Origin of the sequence: Actinomadura citrea (assembly GCF_013409045.1) — a bacterium.
Taxonomy (GTDB): Bacteria; Actinomycetota; Actinomycetes; order Streptosporangiales; family Streptosporangiaceae; genus Spirillospora; species Spirillospora citrea.
On sequence record NZ_JACCBT010000001.1, the window covers coordinates 4489505 to 4502881 of the forward strand.

A 13377-nucleotide genomic window follows, 5' to 3' on the forward strand; every position below is an offset into this window, starting at 1 on the left:
ACGCGCCCGCGCGGCGCCGCCGTCAGGACGCGGGGGCGCGCAGCCGGGCCCGGTCGGGCTTCCCGGACGCCAGCAGCGGGATCGACTCCACCAGCTCCAGCTCGCGCGGCGCCGCGTACGGGGGCATCGTCTCGCGGACGAACGCGCGCAGCTCGGTCAGCTCCGGCAGGCCGGAGGCGGCGGGAACGACGACGGCGGTGACCCGCTCGCCCCACTCGGGGTCGGGGCGGCCGACCACGACGACGTCGCGGACCTTCGGGTGGCGCGACAGCGCGGTGGCGATCTCGCCCGCGACGACCTTCTCCCCGCCGGTGTTGATCACGTCGTCGAGGCGGCCGCGGACGCGGAGCCGGCCGCCCTCGATCGCGCCGAGGTCCTGGGTGAGGAACCAGTCGCCGTCCCGGACCCCGGCGGTCGGTCCGGGGCGCAGCCGGTAGCGTGTGAACAGCGAAGGGCCGGCGAGGCGGATCCTGCCGCCGTCGCCGAGCGCGACGCGCATGCCGTCCAGCGGCGTGCCGTCGTAGACGCAGCCGCCGCAGGTCTCGCTCATCCCGTAGGTGGTGAACACGCGGGCCCCCCGCCCGCGGGCCTCGGCCAGCAGGCCGGGCGAGGCGGCGGCGCCGCCGAGGATGATCGCGCCGAGCCGCGACAGGTCGGCGCCGGCGTCCAGCAGCCGGCGCAGCTGCGTGGGGACGAGCGAGACGTGGAACCCCTCGGCGGCCGCGACGGCGGCGGCGTCGAAGCGGGGGGCGATGCAGGGGTCGGTGCCGGCGACGAGGGAGCGGACGAGGACCTGGACGCCGGAGATGTGGCTGGTGGGCAGGCAGCACAGCCACCGGTCACCGGGACCGGCCTCGATGCGGGCGAGGGTGCCGGCGGCGGAGTGGCGCAGCGCGCCGGCCGACAGCTCGACGAACTTGGGGGCGCCGGTGGAACCGGACGTGGCGATGAGCACGGCCGTGTCGGCCTCGACCGGTGCGCGCCCGCCGCCGGGGGAGTGCGCGACGATGCCGCCGGCCGTCTCGATCGCGTCCGGCGCCAGAGCGTCCAGGAGGCCGCGCAGCGCGGCCTCGGGCAGGTCCGGCGGCAGGGGGCAGATCGCGGGGCCGCCGTCGAGGGCGCCGGCCAGGGCGTCCAGCAGGCGGGGGCCGGGTGGCAGGACGACGGCGTGCAGCGGGCGATCCATGATCTCATCAGCGTAGACGACCCCGCTGAACGCGTTCAAACGCGGGGCCGGTTGAATGGTGCCGAGCGCCGCGCCCCGGCCGCGGCGCGGTCGCCCGACGGAGAGGAAGACATGGTCTCGGAGCTGTTCGACGCGGACGCCTGGAAAGAGGTCGAGGGGTTCGGCTTCACCGACATCACCTACCACCGGGCCGTCGACCACGGGACGGTCCGGGTGGCGTTCAACCGCCCGGAGGTGCGCAACGCGTTCCGCCCCCACACGGTGGACGAGCTGTACCGTGCGCTGGACCACGCGCGGATGTCCAGCGACATCGGCTGCGTGCTGCTGACGGGCAACGGGCCGTCGCCGAAGGACGGCGGCTGGGCGTTCTGCTCGGGCGGGGACCAGCGGATCCGCGGCAGGGACGGCTACCGGTACGCCGAGGGCGAGACGTCGGACACGATCGACCCGGCGCGGGCGGGGCGGCTGCACATCCTGGAGGTGCAGCGGCTGATCCGCTTCATGGGCAAGGTCGTCATCTGCGTGGTGCCGGGCTGGGCGGCCGGGGGCGGGCACAGCCTGCACGTGGTGTGCGACCTCACTCTCGCCAGCCGGGAGCACGCGCGGTTCAAGCAGACGGACGCGGACGTGGCGAGCTTCGACGGCGGCTTCGGGTCGGCGTACCTGGCGCGGCAGGTGGGGCAGAAGTTCGCCCGGGAGATCTTCTTCCTGGGCGACGACTACGACGCCGAGGCCGCGCACCGGATGGGCATGGTGAACGCCGTCGTCCCGCACGCCGAGCTCGAGGCGACGGCGCTGGAGTGGGCGCGGAAGGTCAACGGCAAGAGCCCGACGGCGCAGCGGATGCTGAAGTACGCGTTCAACCTCGTCGACGACGGTCTCGTGGGGCAGCAGGTGTTCGCCGGGGAGGCGACGCGCCTGGCCTACGGCACCGACGAGGCCGCCGAGGGGCGGGACTCGTTCCTGGAGAAGCGCGAACCCGATTGGTCGCGTTTCCCGTGGTACTACTAAGACCCGGGGCGCGATTGGGGACGTGGGGTGCGGCATTCGTGACGCTCTGACCTGCTGATTCGCCACGTTGAGCGGCGTGACGCCCCCGCCCTGCGCGGGAGGGGAGCCCGTCAGTGCTCGCTGAGCCTGCCGCGGCGGCCCTCGAGACCAGCGCCGCGCCGCCCTCCACTGCCTCCCGCGCGTCGGCTTCGATCGCAGCGAACATGTCCGTCAAGGTGCCGGACCCGGAGCCTGCCGAGCTCGATGTGCCCGAGGTGCGGTTGCCCGCAAGAAGGTTGAGGACCTCGTCTACGTCCTGCAAGCCCGCGGCCACGGACCCAGTGCCGTCACGCTGCCCCTAGATCGCGCGGGCATGCGGGTGCGCTCTCGGATCCTTCCCGACGTACACGACGCTGCCGTCCCCGGTCGTCTCGCCAAGGATCTCGTGGACGTTGTTGCCGGCCTGCGTCTTCGGTTTCCCCGCGCCTAGGTCGAGGATCTGCCGGATGCCTCGCCCGGCCATGTACCGCACGACACGCTGAAGGAAGTGGGCGTTGGCGACGGCGGAGAAGTCGTAGGCGCAGCCAGGGAGAGTTCGGTGGGCCCAATGTCCCGTCGGGCATCGTCATCCATGACAGATCGTCTACACCTGACCCACAGACAGATTCCAGGGCAGATCGTCTATCCGCCCTGGAATCTCAACGGATGAAGCCGTTCACCACCATCGGCAGCGAGGCGTCCAGGCCCGCCATGTTCAGCACGCCCTCGTCGCGGGGGTCACCGATGCGGTGCCCGTTCGCAGCCATCGCCGCCACCACGACCCGCACGTCGCTGTTCACGGCCTGCCGGTAGGCGGCGAGCGCCTGCGACGGATGCTGACGGCCGGCCCACGTCTCGTTGTCGGTGAACACGACCACCCCGTCGACATTGAGACGCTGCTGCTGCGCCCACTGGAACGGCAGCGAGAGGTCCGTGCCGCCACCCGACGGCCGCCACTGGGAGATCTCCCGCAGGTTCGTCCGCTTCGTCACCCGGGATGCGTGGACGCTGGTGTCGACGTCGATGACGTGAGCGTTGGACCCTTCGATCCGGTTCAGGATGACCGCCATCGCGTTCGCGACCTCATAGCAGGACCCGAGCGGTGCACCACCCGAGGTGATGCGGTGGTAGCTCATGGACCCCGAGGAGTCGACCGCGATAAGCAGGCGCCGGCCGGACGGCTCCATGTGCCCGAACGACAGCTCGTACGCCTCCTCGAGCGCGTCGACGATTGCGGGCACCGGCGTCCAGTGCTGCACGTCGGCGCGCGGGTTCGGATACGCGTGGCCGCCCCCGTGAACGCGCAGGGCGAGGAACAGGTCCATCGGGTGGATCCGCGCCTTCGCGAGCGCGTCGGCGTTCGTGAGCCGCTCGGTGGCGCGCCGGGTCGCGTCCCCCATCGGGGTCAGCGTCCCGATCCGCGTCATCCGGGACAGGTTCCGGATCAGTGCGGTCATCCCGATCGTGTCGACGAGCTCGCCCCACACGCCCGCGTCGGTGAGAACCGTGTCGGGGAGGAACTCCCACGGCACGCCACGGTCCTGCACGACGTCGATCGCGTCGGCCACGCTGGTGACAGCCTGCGCCGCCAGGAACGCGTCCACCGCGGGCACCAGCGCGCGGGCGTCCCCGTCGGAGACATTCCCGGCGATCCACCCGAACAGGGCTCGCCGTGCCGGCGAGTCCGCCTTGGGGTGCGCGAGGCGGAGAGCATCCCGCAGCGCGAACGCCTCACCCGCGGGGGTCTTGCGCTGCCGTGCCTTGCACACCCGCCACGCGACCTGGTCGACGTCGCCGTTGAGGAACCACGACGCGAACGCAGTCCGCATCGCCCGCCCGATCACCGGCGCCGTCCCGTTACCAGTGGCCTTACCGCCGAGGTTCTTCCAGTACCCGAAGAACGACGCGAAGTGGTCCGTGGTCCGTGCGACCTTCGCCAGCGACGCCTTCACGGCCTGCCGGGTGTCCGCGTCACCACGAGCCGCCGCAGCGGCGAGGACGAACAGCGCGGGACGGTTCTTCGGAGGCCGCGGCGGACGCGCCGTGGAGATCTCCGTCGCGAGATCCACAACACGGACACCGTCCGCGGCGATCGCGTCGAACACGACCTGTGCGTTGTCGGCGGTGAGCTTGTCCTCGCCGACGTAGTAGGTGCCGCCGGTGGTGCCGAGGATGAGGAAGTCCTCCAGTCGGGTCCACAGGTCCTTCGCGAACCCGTAGCCGCCGGCGTTGTTGCGGACCTGCTCGGTTTCGCGGCCGGGGATCGGCCGGTTCTGCGGCGTCTGGATGGTGGAGATCGACGCGAGAGGGTCACGGGCCATCATGGGCCTCCAGGAGTTTCGACCCGCCTCAGGGGCGGATGTGGGGGAGGAGCCGGCGCGTGGGGGAGGGCGGATGTGGTGGTGCCCACCGGGTTTTTAGTCCAATGCTCTGCCTGGCTGAGCTACCACCCGACATTGTCGGCTGGGCAGGATTCGAACCTGCGACCCTTGGATCCGGATAACCGACGGGCTTCGACCCGCCCTCCCCTGTACGTCCTGCTCGACCCGCAGGGCCGGGCGCTCGCACGGATGTGTGAATGACCACCGGGGAATCCGTCTAAGGTAACCGATGGTCTTCGACCCGTGCGGGCACCGGGCCCGACGCGTTGATCAGAAGGTAACCCGTCCCAGAACCGTTCGCACCTCGATATTGGCAGGACTGCTCGCGTGCGCCTTTCCGCAGCGCTGCCTTCGCTGCGAGCCCCACGGCCGGAGGCTGGGCCGCCCGATCGCCTCACCGCGGGCGTCCGCCGCAGACCAGCCGCGTTGCAGGGTCAGCAGGTCAAACGCGCAGGCGTCCGCCCGATGACAGAGTTAGTGAAGGTCGGGGAGGTCGACCCGCCGGCCGAGATCGCGGAACTCTTCGGGCTCGCCGGAGACGAGAAGGTTCTGATCCGCCGTCGGCACATGTTCGCCAACGACGTGCTTATCCCAATCGCGGTCTCCTACATCCCCATGCGGTATGCCGGCAGCGTCGACCTGGCGATGCCTGACACCGGCCCTTCCGGGATCTGCGACTCGCCGACCGCGGTAACGGCCCGGTTCGCTTCGACGAGGACATCGAGGTTCCGGTCGCCCACAGTGGAAGAGCAGAAGCTCCTCTCATACGGCTGGGCGGCAGGACCCGTGAACGGCGGGCGGGACCCCGGCCGTCCGGACCCGTGACGGACATAACCTACTTGATTAGCCGCACCGACGAATGCGTCGGACTGATCGCGCTGGATATCAAGAAAGGGGCCCGGCTCGCCGGGCCCCTTCAAGTGGTGCCCGGCAGGCCGGACACCTCAGGTGGTCACCGCCGCCTTCTAGCGGCGATGCGGTTGGCGATCATGGTGCTGATGCCGATGCTGAGCAGTACAACGCCGTAACCGACGGTGTAGTAGTGGAGGATGCGGTCGTCGACGGTCTCCCCACAGGCGACCACCAGACCGATGCCCCCGCACAGGCACAGGACGAAGACCGCGGCGTCACGCCTCATGCGGCTTCCGGCCAGGCCCCCGATGAAGCCACCGGCGAAACCGGCGATGGCCCCGGTGCGGATGGGGAACCTGGCGCCGCGGATGGTGAAGGCGGTGGTCAGGTCCGAGTCCCAGATGCCAAGCGCCAGAGCCATGACGAGGACTCCGAAGAGCGCCCCGCCGATGCCGAAGGCAACGCTGGTGAGTGCCGTGCGAGCAGACTTGTGCATGGTCTCTCCTTTGGTGACTTCCCATCGCGATGACGGGAAACAGTAGAGACCGTCCTGCATTTAGGCGTAGCGGCAAGTCGGTGGCGATGCCAGAATGGCTTCGGTACCGCTGCCTTAACCACGTATTTGGAACGCCCGCCACGCAGGGGGTAGTTGCTTAGCGATCCAGCGTGTTGGCGAGGTGCTACACAGTTCGTTCGAACTGCGGAAACAACGAACTGAAGATGGTCGCCACGTCCATCAACTGGGCTAGAGCTTGATCCCTCCTCAGTACAACTTCCACTGCTGGAGTTGCTTGTCGCCGACCTGCCCACCTTGGAGGGCGGCGACGAGCGCGAGGGTGGCGTGGACCTGGGCTTCCTGGAGTTTCTTCGACCGTTCGGTTTCGTTCTTCTCGTACCGGATGTCGTTGAGGAGTTTCTCGGCCTGCTTGTAGTGCTCTGGTCCGCTAAAGCGCCATGGAGAGAGTGCGCCCGGCTGGTGGTGGGGCGGCATGGTGATCGCCGGTTACGGTCAGGGAGCCCATTGGTAGTGGGGCTGCTTCTTGTGGGAGAGGGTGCGTCTGAGCCACCAGGCGGCGCGTTCCCACCAGACGCGTAGCGAGCGCCCCATGGCGGTGCTGGGAGGTCGCTGTACTTGCGGCGAAGGCGTAGGCACGCATCGGCATCGGTGTGAACGCGCGCGAGTTGGTCCACGATCTCATCGAGTTCGCGGAGTTCCTCGGCGCTGAGGTGCTTGTGGTGCTGGGCGAGGCGTTGGGCTGCGCCGAGGAGGTCGTTCTTGATGTGGTCGCGGTTGTTGCGTTTGTCTGCGCCGAGCGGCTTGCGGTGTTTCACTCCGACAGCCGTGAAGCCTGTTGCGATTACCACGGCGGCGGCGCCCATGACGAGGGTGTGACGGAGAAGGTGCGTGCCTATGTTGGTCTGGTTGGGGTTCCACTCGAACTCGGGGCAGGTGGCGGGTGCGGCGAGCGACATGGCGTTCTCCCTGGGGGTGGGATTGGGAGCGCTAGCGCTGACCTGGGAGTAGCTTTGGGTGTTCGTCCGGCGCCGGTCAGGTTGTGAACTGAGGGCGTGGCGTGGAGTCGCTTGTGGGGCTCGCGCGCCTGCGTTGGGGATGCCGGTCTTCTGAGCCGCGCTGGTTCACTGGGACGTGTTGGGCGCCGCTCCGGTTCACCTGCCGGAGGGATGGGCCCACATCGGCCACCGTCTCCCGCAACACCTGACCCGATCACCGTGCCGCCTCTACTTTGTCGAAGCGTCCCGTTACAACGAACATGTATCCCTGGCGACGGAGGTCGTGATGAAGCCCGTTGATGTGACCCGCCCTGGTGTACCGGCGAAGGACGATCCGCAGGTCAAGGTCGCGATGGGAGTGTGGGATGCGCTCACGTCGGACGAGCAGCGTGAGGTGTTTCAGTCGTTGTACCGGACGGTTGCCGCCTACGGCCACACGAAGGATATTGACCACCTCACCCGCTTTGCGGAGAGTGTTGACCGGATGGTTCGTCTGGAGTCAACCACCGATCTGCGTCAGCGGATCCGCGACCAGCGGAACGCGGTGCCCGAACCGGCCGCCCCGGCCGACGTCGAGGATCTGCTGAGGCGCCTGGAGGGGTAGCCATGCGCCCGCTGCGGCTTACCAAGCAGACGTGGGCAGTCGTAGCGGAGTGGGCGGGGGAGCAGGGCCCGGGGAACCAGCGTCTGGCATTGGAGTTCCTGCGGGCTCTGATTGATGGGTCCTGGATCGAGGAGTTCGACAACGTCCCCGCGAACACCGAGGTCGTGACGGTGTTTCTTGCTCCGCGGGTTCCGGCGTACATGACGATTCATGAGGAGCGCGGGGTAGAGCACGGCAGTGTTTTCACGATCGAGCATGACCCGGGGCCCGAGCCGTTGGACACCGGTGAGAAGCTCGGGGTGGAACCGGAGCCTGAGCCCGGTCTTGACGACGAGGGACGGCGCCCACCCGAGGGGCCGGCCGAGATGTACCCGGAGCCGAATGAGGATGCTGACGCGTTCGCCAAGCGCCTAGAGGAGTTCCGCCGGACAAGCTAGACGGCCGCAGACGCCAGGACACTACGGTCCCCGACCTGCTTGGCCGGCAGCCATGACGCTCTTCCGCCGCCGCAAGTCGCTGGGAGTCCTTGGAGACTCTTTCCTGAGTGACGCTCCTCGCCAGCTGCAACAGCCCGACCCGGCACCGAAGATGCCCTCTCCGCCGCAACCGCAGGCGGAGAAGAGCAAAGATCATCGGGCCGCATGCTGCCACCTGCGAAAACGGCGTGTTCTGGATCTTGTTAGGGACACTTTCCGGCCCCACCACCTTCGCTCCACCTGGCCGAAGGCACGGGCGGTCGCCCGCAGGTCGAGGCGGGGTCGCGGTTGGGCGCTCGATGCCGAAGCGGGGGAGCCCGCAGGAGCTCGGCAGGACGGGACGGCCCTTGCCCAGGGCGGATCCGTTGACACCCTCCGGCATGGCGAGGCGGCCGTATCGGGCGGGAACGGGCGGGGCCATCATCAGCCATCACCATCCGATACGTTTTCGGTGGTACTACTAAGGGTCCGAGCGCGCGGTGTGATTCGGAAATGCCGTGATGAAACGGGCAGGTCAGGGGGTCGGCGAGTGCGGGTGTACTCCATCCCGATGCGGACGCGGTTCCGTGGCGTGACGCGGCGGGAGGGCGCCCTGCTGCAGGGCCCCGCCGGCTGGGGGGAGTTCTCTCCGTTCGCCGAGTACGGGCCGGCCGAGTGCGCCCGCTGGCTGGCCGCGGCCCGCGAGGCCGCGCGGGAGGGCTGGCCGGCGCCCGTCCGCGACCGGATCCCGGTGAACGCGACGATCCCGGCGGTCGGCCCGGAGCGGGCCTTTGCGATGACGCGCGAGTCCGGCTGCCGGACCGCGAAGGTGAAGGTCGCCGAGCGCGGCCAGACCGACGCCGACGACCTGGCCCGGGTGGAGGCCGTTCGCGCGGCGATCGGCCCGGAGGGCAGGGTCCGGATCGACGCGAACGGCGCCTGGGACGTCGACCGCGCCGCCCGGATGATCCGGTCGCTGGACCGGTGGGAGCTGGAGTACGCCGAGCAGCCCTGCGCGACGCTGGAGGAGCTGGCGGCGGTGCGCCGGCGTGTGGACGTGCCGATCGCGGCGGACGAGTCGATCCGCCGCGCCGAGGACCCGTTGAAGGTGCGCGCGGCGGGCGCCGCCGACGTTGCGGTGCTGAAGGTGCAGCCCCTCGGCGGGGTCGCGGCGTCGCTGCGCGTCGCGGAGGCGTGCGGGCTGCCGGTGGTGGTGTCGAGCGCGGTGGAGACGTCGGTGGGGCTGGCGGCCGGGGTGGCGCTGGCCGCCGCCCTGCCGGAGCTGCGGTACGCCTGCGGGCTGGGGACGCTGTCGCTGCTGGAGGGCGACGTCGTGCGCGATCCGCTGCGTCCGGTCGCGGGGGAGCTCGAGGTGCGCCGGCCGGCGGTGGACGAGGAGGCGCTTCGCCGCTGGGAGGCGCCCGGCGCGTCCTGGCGGAGCCGGGCGCTGGCCGCGCAGGCCCATCTGGACGGCCCCGCGGTGGTCGAGGTGGCGCCGTGAACCCGGCGACCGCGCTGGCGAGCGTCCTGGTCGACGAGCTGCAGCGCTGCGGGATGACCGACGTGGTGCTGGCGCCGGGGTCGCGGTCGGCGCCGCTGGCGCTGGCGCTGCACGCGGCCGAGGAGGCCGGCCTCCTGCGGCTGCACGTGCGGATCGACGAGCGGTCGGCGTCGTTCCTCGGGCTGGGCATGGCGAAGCGGTCGGGGCGGCCGGTCGCGCTGGTGTGCACGTCGGGGACGGCGGCGGCGAACTTCCATCCGGCGGTGGTGGAGGCGCACGAGTCCGGCGTCCCGCTCATCGTGATCACGGCGGACCGGCCGCCGGAGCTGCGCGACACGGGCGCGAACCAGACGATCGACCAGGTGAAGCTGTACGGGACGGCGGTGCGGTGGAGCGCCGAGATCGGCGTCCCGGAGAACCGTCCGGGAATGGTGGCGTACTGGCGGTCGCTGGTGAGCCGCGCATGGGGGCTGGCGCAGGCGCCCGTCCCCGGGCCGGTGCACGTGAACGCGGCGTTCCGCGAGCCGCTGATCCCCGACGGTGACGAGACGTGGTGCGAGCCCCTGGACGGGGACGCGACCGGCGCGTGGACGAAGGTGCGTCCGGCGACGCCGGGGTCGGTGCTGCACGTCCCGCCGACGCGGCGCGGCGTCCTGGTGGTCGGCGACGGCGCGGTGAACGTCAAGCGGTACGTGGCGGCGGCGTCGATGGCCGGCTGGCCTGTGCTCTCCGAGCCGAACGGCAACGCCCGCTACGGCGACCACGCGTTGTCGTCGCACCACTTCCTGCTCGGCGTCCCGGAGTTCGTGGAGCGGCACCGTCCCGAGGTGGTCGTGACGCTGGGCAAGCCGGGACTGTCGCGCCCGCTGCTGTCGCTGCTGCGCCGCGCGGAGGAGCACATCGTCCTGGCGCCGGACCTGGCGCACTGGCCCGATCCGGTCCGGTCGGCGACGCAGGTGGCGCCCGAGGTCGAGATCCCGGTGGTGTCGGGCGACGACGTGTGGCTGAAGTCGTGGCGGGCGGCCGACCAGGCCGCGGCCGCGGCGGTGGACGCCGTCCTGGACGCCGTCCCGGAGGTGAGCGAGCCGCGGCTGGCCCGCGACATGGCCGCCACGCTGCCGGGCGGGTCGCTGCTGTTCACCGCGGCGAGCATGCCGATCCGCGACCTGGACCAGGTGATGCGGCCGCGGCGCGGCATCCGGATCATGGCCAACCGGGGCGCCAGCGGCATCGACGGGCTGGTGTCCTCGGCGATGGGCGCGGCGCTGGTGCACAGCGGCCGCTCCTACGCCCTGCTCGGCGACCTGGCGTTCCTGCACGACCAGAACGGCCTGATCATGGGGCCGCGGGAGCGTCGTCCCGACCTGGCGATCCTCGTGGTGAACAACCAGGGCGGGGGGATCTTCTCGCTGCTGCCGCAGGCGGCGCTGCGCGGCCCGTTCGAGCGGGTCTTCGGCACCCCGCACCAGGTGGACCTGGAGGCGGTGGCCGCCGCGCACGGCGTCCCGTACCGGCGGCTCGCCGCGGCCGCGGACCTGCCGAAGGCGCTGGCGGGGGATGGGCTGCGGATCATCGAGGCCCGCACCGACAGGGAAGCGAACGCGGCCCTGCACGCCGACCTCCGCAAGGCCGCCCAGGCGGCCGTCCGCGACGTCCTCGGCTGATCGGAAAGAACACCCGGCGGAGACTCGGCACTCTCCTTTACTTCAACCTTCAAATTACAATGTAAAGGCGCCGGGTTGGGTGCATCCATTCCCGCTTCACAAAAACCAACAACGACGAGAAGTCAGCAGGGAAAGGGTGCCGGGCTCAGCCGAGGAGGCGCTCGCGAAGTGTGTCGGTGTCCTCGGTGGTCCAGCCGTGCCCGGCGAGCCAGCCGATGGTTCCGCCGTGCTGCTCATCGATGCGGGCGAGGAACTTCTCCATGATGGCCGCGTGGGGCTGGTGGGTGTCGGCCGGACGGGAGTCGAGGTCGGCGGCGTAGGTGTCGCTGCCGCGCAGCCGGCGCAGGACGGCCTCGAGGCGTTCGCCGGTCTGGGCGTAGTCGGCGACGATCGCCTCGCGGGTGACGCCGGCGACGTCGAGGGCGAGGGCGCAGACGACTCCGGTGCGGTCCTTGCCGGCGGCGCAGTGGACCAGCGCGGCTCCGTCGGTGCGGGTCATGACGCGCAGGGCGGCGACGACGGAGTCGCCGCGGTCGGCGAGGTAGCCGAGGTAGTGGCCGGTCGAGCGGTCCTGTTCGGGGCCGTCGGACGGGCGTTCCTGCCAGGGCAGGGCCTTGGCGACGTCGGCGGCGACGTCGGTGTGGCGGCCGCCCTCGGCGAAGAGCGAGAGCTGGTGGATCGTCACGGACGGCACGCGGGTGAGGGGGCCGGGGCCTTCGAGGCGCACCTCGGCGTCGCTGCGCAGGTCGATGACGTTCTTGAGGGCGTAGTCGTCGAGGAGGATCCGGACGTCGGTGACCGAGAGGTCCTGGAGGTTGTCAGAGCGCAGGACGCGTCCGAGCCGGGTGGCGCCGCCGTCGGCCGTGGGGAGGCCACCGAGGTCGCGGGCGTTGACGGCACCGTCCAGTTCGATCCACCGAGAGTCGTCGTCCATGACTTGTGACCCTATATGGCCGCCCTGTCCTGACTTGGGTGCAGGGCCCGGTGTGCCCGGGTGATCGACTTGGCGGGTGACAGGGCGGGGCGGTACCGGGACCTGGGAGCCAGACGGTGAATGGCTCCGCAGCGGGGCGACCCGGCGGCCTCACCCTCCGTAGCTTTCGAGGTGTCTTCTTCCACGCGTTCCACGCGAAGTCCCGCCTCCTGGTGAATGGAGTCTCCATGCCCGCGACCCTGTCCGCTCCGTCCCGACCGTCCGAGCGGTCGGCCGGCAGTGATTTCGCGCCGCTGGCGCGGCGCGTCCGCGGCAGCGGGCTGCTGGATCGGCGGCGCGGCTACTACGCGTGGGTGATCGGGCTGAACCTGGCGGCGACCGCGGCGGTGTGGGCGGCGGTCGCGTGGGCGGGGGACAGCTGGTGGACGGTCCTGCTGGGGGTTCCGCTGGCGGTGCTGTCGGCGCGGGCGGCGTTCCTCGGGCATGACGCGGGGCACCGGCAGATCGCGGGGAGCGCGAGGGGGAACCGGTGGCTGGGGCTGCTGTTGGGGAACCTGCTGCTGGGGATGGGGCACGGGTGGTGGAACGACAAGCACAACCGGCATCACGCGAATCCGAACCATGTCGGCAAGGACCCCGATGTGGGGGAGGGCGTGCTGGCGTGGACGAGCGAGCAGGCGGAGGGTAAGCGTGGTGTGCTGCGGTGGGTGGCGCGGCACCAGGCCGCGCTGTTCTTTCCGCTGCTGACGCTGGAGGGCGTGAACCTGAAGCTGGGGAGCCTGCTGTTCCTGCGGGGGCGTTCGCGGCGGGACCAGGTTCTGGAGGGCGGGCTGCTGCTCGTCCACGCGGTGGGGTATCTGGGGCTGGCGTTCGCGTTGCTTCCGGTGGGACAGGCGCTTGCGTTGGTCGCGGTTCAGCATGCGGTCTTCGGGGTGCACCTGGGTGCGGTGTTCGCGCCGAACCACAAGGGGATGGCGATGCCGGAGCCGGGGGAGCGGTGGGGGCATCTGCGCCGGCAGGTGCTGACGTCGCGGAACGTTCGGGGCGGTCTGGTGACGGACTGGCTGATGGGGGGCCTGAACTACCAGATCGAGCATCACCTGTTCCCGGGCGTTCCGCGGTGCAGTCTGCGGCGGCTGCGGCCGCTGGTGCGTGAGCACTGCGCGGCGGTGGGGTTGCCGTACGCGGAGACGGGGCTGGTGGAGTCGTACCGGTTGGCGCTGGGGCACATGCGGGAGGTCGGGGAGCCGCTCCGCTAG

The 13377-nt window shown here is 70.7% G+C and carries 13 protein-coding genes and 1 pseudogene; 8 read left to right on the top strand and 6 right to left on the bottom strand.

The window, feature by feature from the left end; all coding sequences use genetic code 11:
* Nucleotides 1-22: 22 nt before the first annotated feature.
* Complete coding sequence (locus BJ999_RS20935; RefSeq protein WP_179834860.1) at nt 23-1186, bottom strand: AMP-binding protein; 1164 nt, start codon at nt 1184-1186, stop codon at nt 23-25.
* A 111-nt stretch (nt 1187-1297) separates the two neighbouring features.
* Here BJ999_RS20935 and BJ999_RS20940 point away from each other — a divergent pair, with 111 nt between their 5' ends.
* The gene (locus BJ999_RS20940) at nt 1298-2197 is read left to right on the top strand and encodes a 1,4-dihydroxy-2-naphthoyl-CoA synthase (RefSeq protein ID WP_179834861.1); all 900 of its coding nucleotides are present in this window, start codon (nt 1298-1300) and stop codon (nt 2195-2197) included.
* Nucleotides 2198-2534: 337 nt separating this feature from the next.
* Here BJ999_RS20940 and BJ999_RS20945 read toward each other — a convergent pair.
* A pseudogene (locus BJ999_RS20945) lies at nt 2535-2732 on the bottom strand (SAM-dependent methyltransferase); the annotation flags it as partial.
* Between the two features lie 142 nt (nt 2733-2874).
* Complete coding sequence (locus BJ999_RS20950; RefSeq protein ID WP_179834863.1) at nt 2875-4536, bottom strand: TROVE domain-containing protein; 1662 nt, start codon at nt 4534-4536, stop codon at nt 2875-2877.
* Nucleotides 4537-4923: 387 nt separating this feature from the next.
* On the opposite strand from BJ999_RS20950, the gene BJ999_RS20955 reads away from it, so the two are divergent.
* On the top strand, nt 4924-5421 hold the full coding sequence (locus BJ999_RS20955; protein ID WP_373292842.1) for a UTRA domain-containing protein: 498 nt from the start codon (nt 4924-4926) through the stop codon (nt 5419-5421).
* A 127-nt stretch (nt 5422-5548) separates the two neighbouring features.
* Here BJ999_RS20955 and BJ999_RS20960 read toward each other — a convergent pair whose 3' ends face one another.
* The gene (locus BJ999_RS20960; RefSeq protein ID WP_179834865.1) at nt 5549-5944 is read right to left on the bottom strand and encodes a hypothetical protein; all 396 of its coding nucleotides are present in this window, start codon (nt 5942-5944) and stop codon (nt 5549-5551) included.
* Between the two features lie 267 nt (nt 5945-6211).
* Complete coding sequence (locus BJ999_RS20965; RefSeq protein WP_179834866.1) at nt 6212-6439, bottom strand: hypothetical protein; 228 nt, start codon at nt 6437-6439, stop codon at nt 6212-6214.
* Nucleotides 6440-6615: 176 nt separating this feature from the next.
* Here BJ999_RS20965 and BJ999_RS20970 point away from each other — a divergent pair, with 176 nt between their 5' ends.
* The 5 genes from BJ999_RS20970 (at nt 6616) to menD (ending at nt 11184) form a co-directional block, all read left to right on the top strand.
* Complete coding sequence (locus tag BJ999_RS20970) at nt 6616-7008, top strand: hypothetical protein (protein ID WP_179834867.1); 393 nt, start codon at nt 6616-6618, stop codon at nt 7006-7008.
* A gap of 238 nt (nt 7009-7246) precedes the next feature.
* Nucleotides 7247-7564, top strand: a complete 318-nt coding sequence (locus BJ999_RS20975) for a hypothetical protein (protein WP_179834868.1) — start codon at nt 7247-7249, stop codon at nt 7562-7564.
* A gap of 89 nt (nt 7565-7653) precedes the next feature.
* Nucleotides 7654-8001, top strand: coding sequence for a hypothetical protein (locus BJ999_RS20980; protein ID WP_179834869.1), 348 nt, complete (start codon nt 7654-7656; stop codon nt 7999-8001).
* A gap of 568 nt (nt 8002-8569) precedes the next feature.
* On the top strand, nt 8570-9520 hold the full coding sequence (locus BJ999_RS20985; RefSeq protein ID WP_179834870.1) for an o-succinylbenzoate synthase: 951 nt from the start codon (nt 8570-8572) through the stop codon (nt 9518-9520).
* Nucleotides 9517-11184 (top strand): 2-succinyl-5-enolpyruvyl-6-hydroxy-3-cyclohexene-1-carboxylic-acid synthase, encoded by a 1668-nt coding sequence (gene menD / locus BJ999_RS20990; RefSeq protein WP_179834871.1) that lies wholly within the window; start codon nt 9517-9519, stop codon nt 11182-11184. The genes BJ999_RS20985 and menD overlap by 4 nt, the downstream gene beginning before the upstream one ends.
* Before the next feature lie 145 nt (nt 11185-11329).
* On the opposite strand, the gene BJ999_RS20995 is transcribed toward menD, so the two are convergent.
* Nucleotides 11330-12118, bottom strand: coding sequence for a tyrosine-protein phosphatase (locus BJ999_RS20995; protein ID WP_179834872.1), 789 nt, complete (start codon nt 12116-12118; stop codon nt 11330-11332).
* Between the two features lie 227 nt (nt 12119-12345).
* On the opposite strand from BJ999_RS20995, the gene BJ999_RS21000 reads away from it, so the two are divergent.
* On the top strand, nt 12346-13377 hold the full coding sequence (locus BJ999_RS21000) for a fatty acid desaturase family protein (RefSeq protein WP_179834873.1): 1032 nt from the start codon (nt 12346-12348) through the stop codon (nt 13375-13377).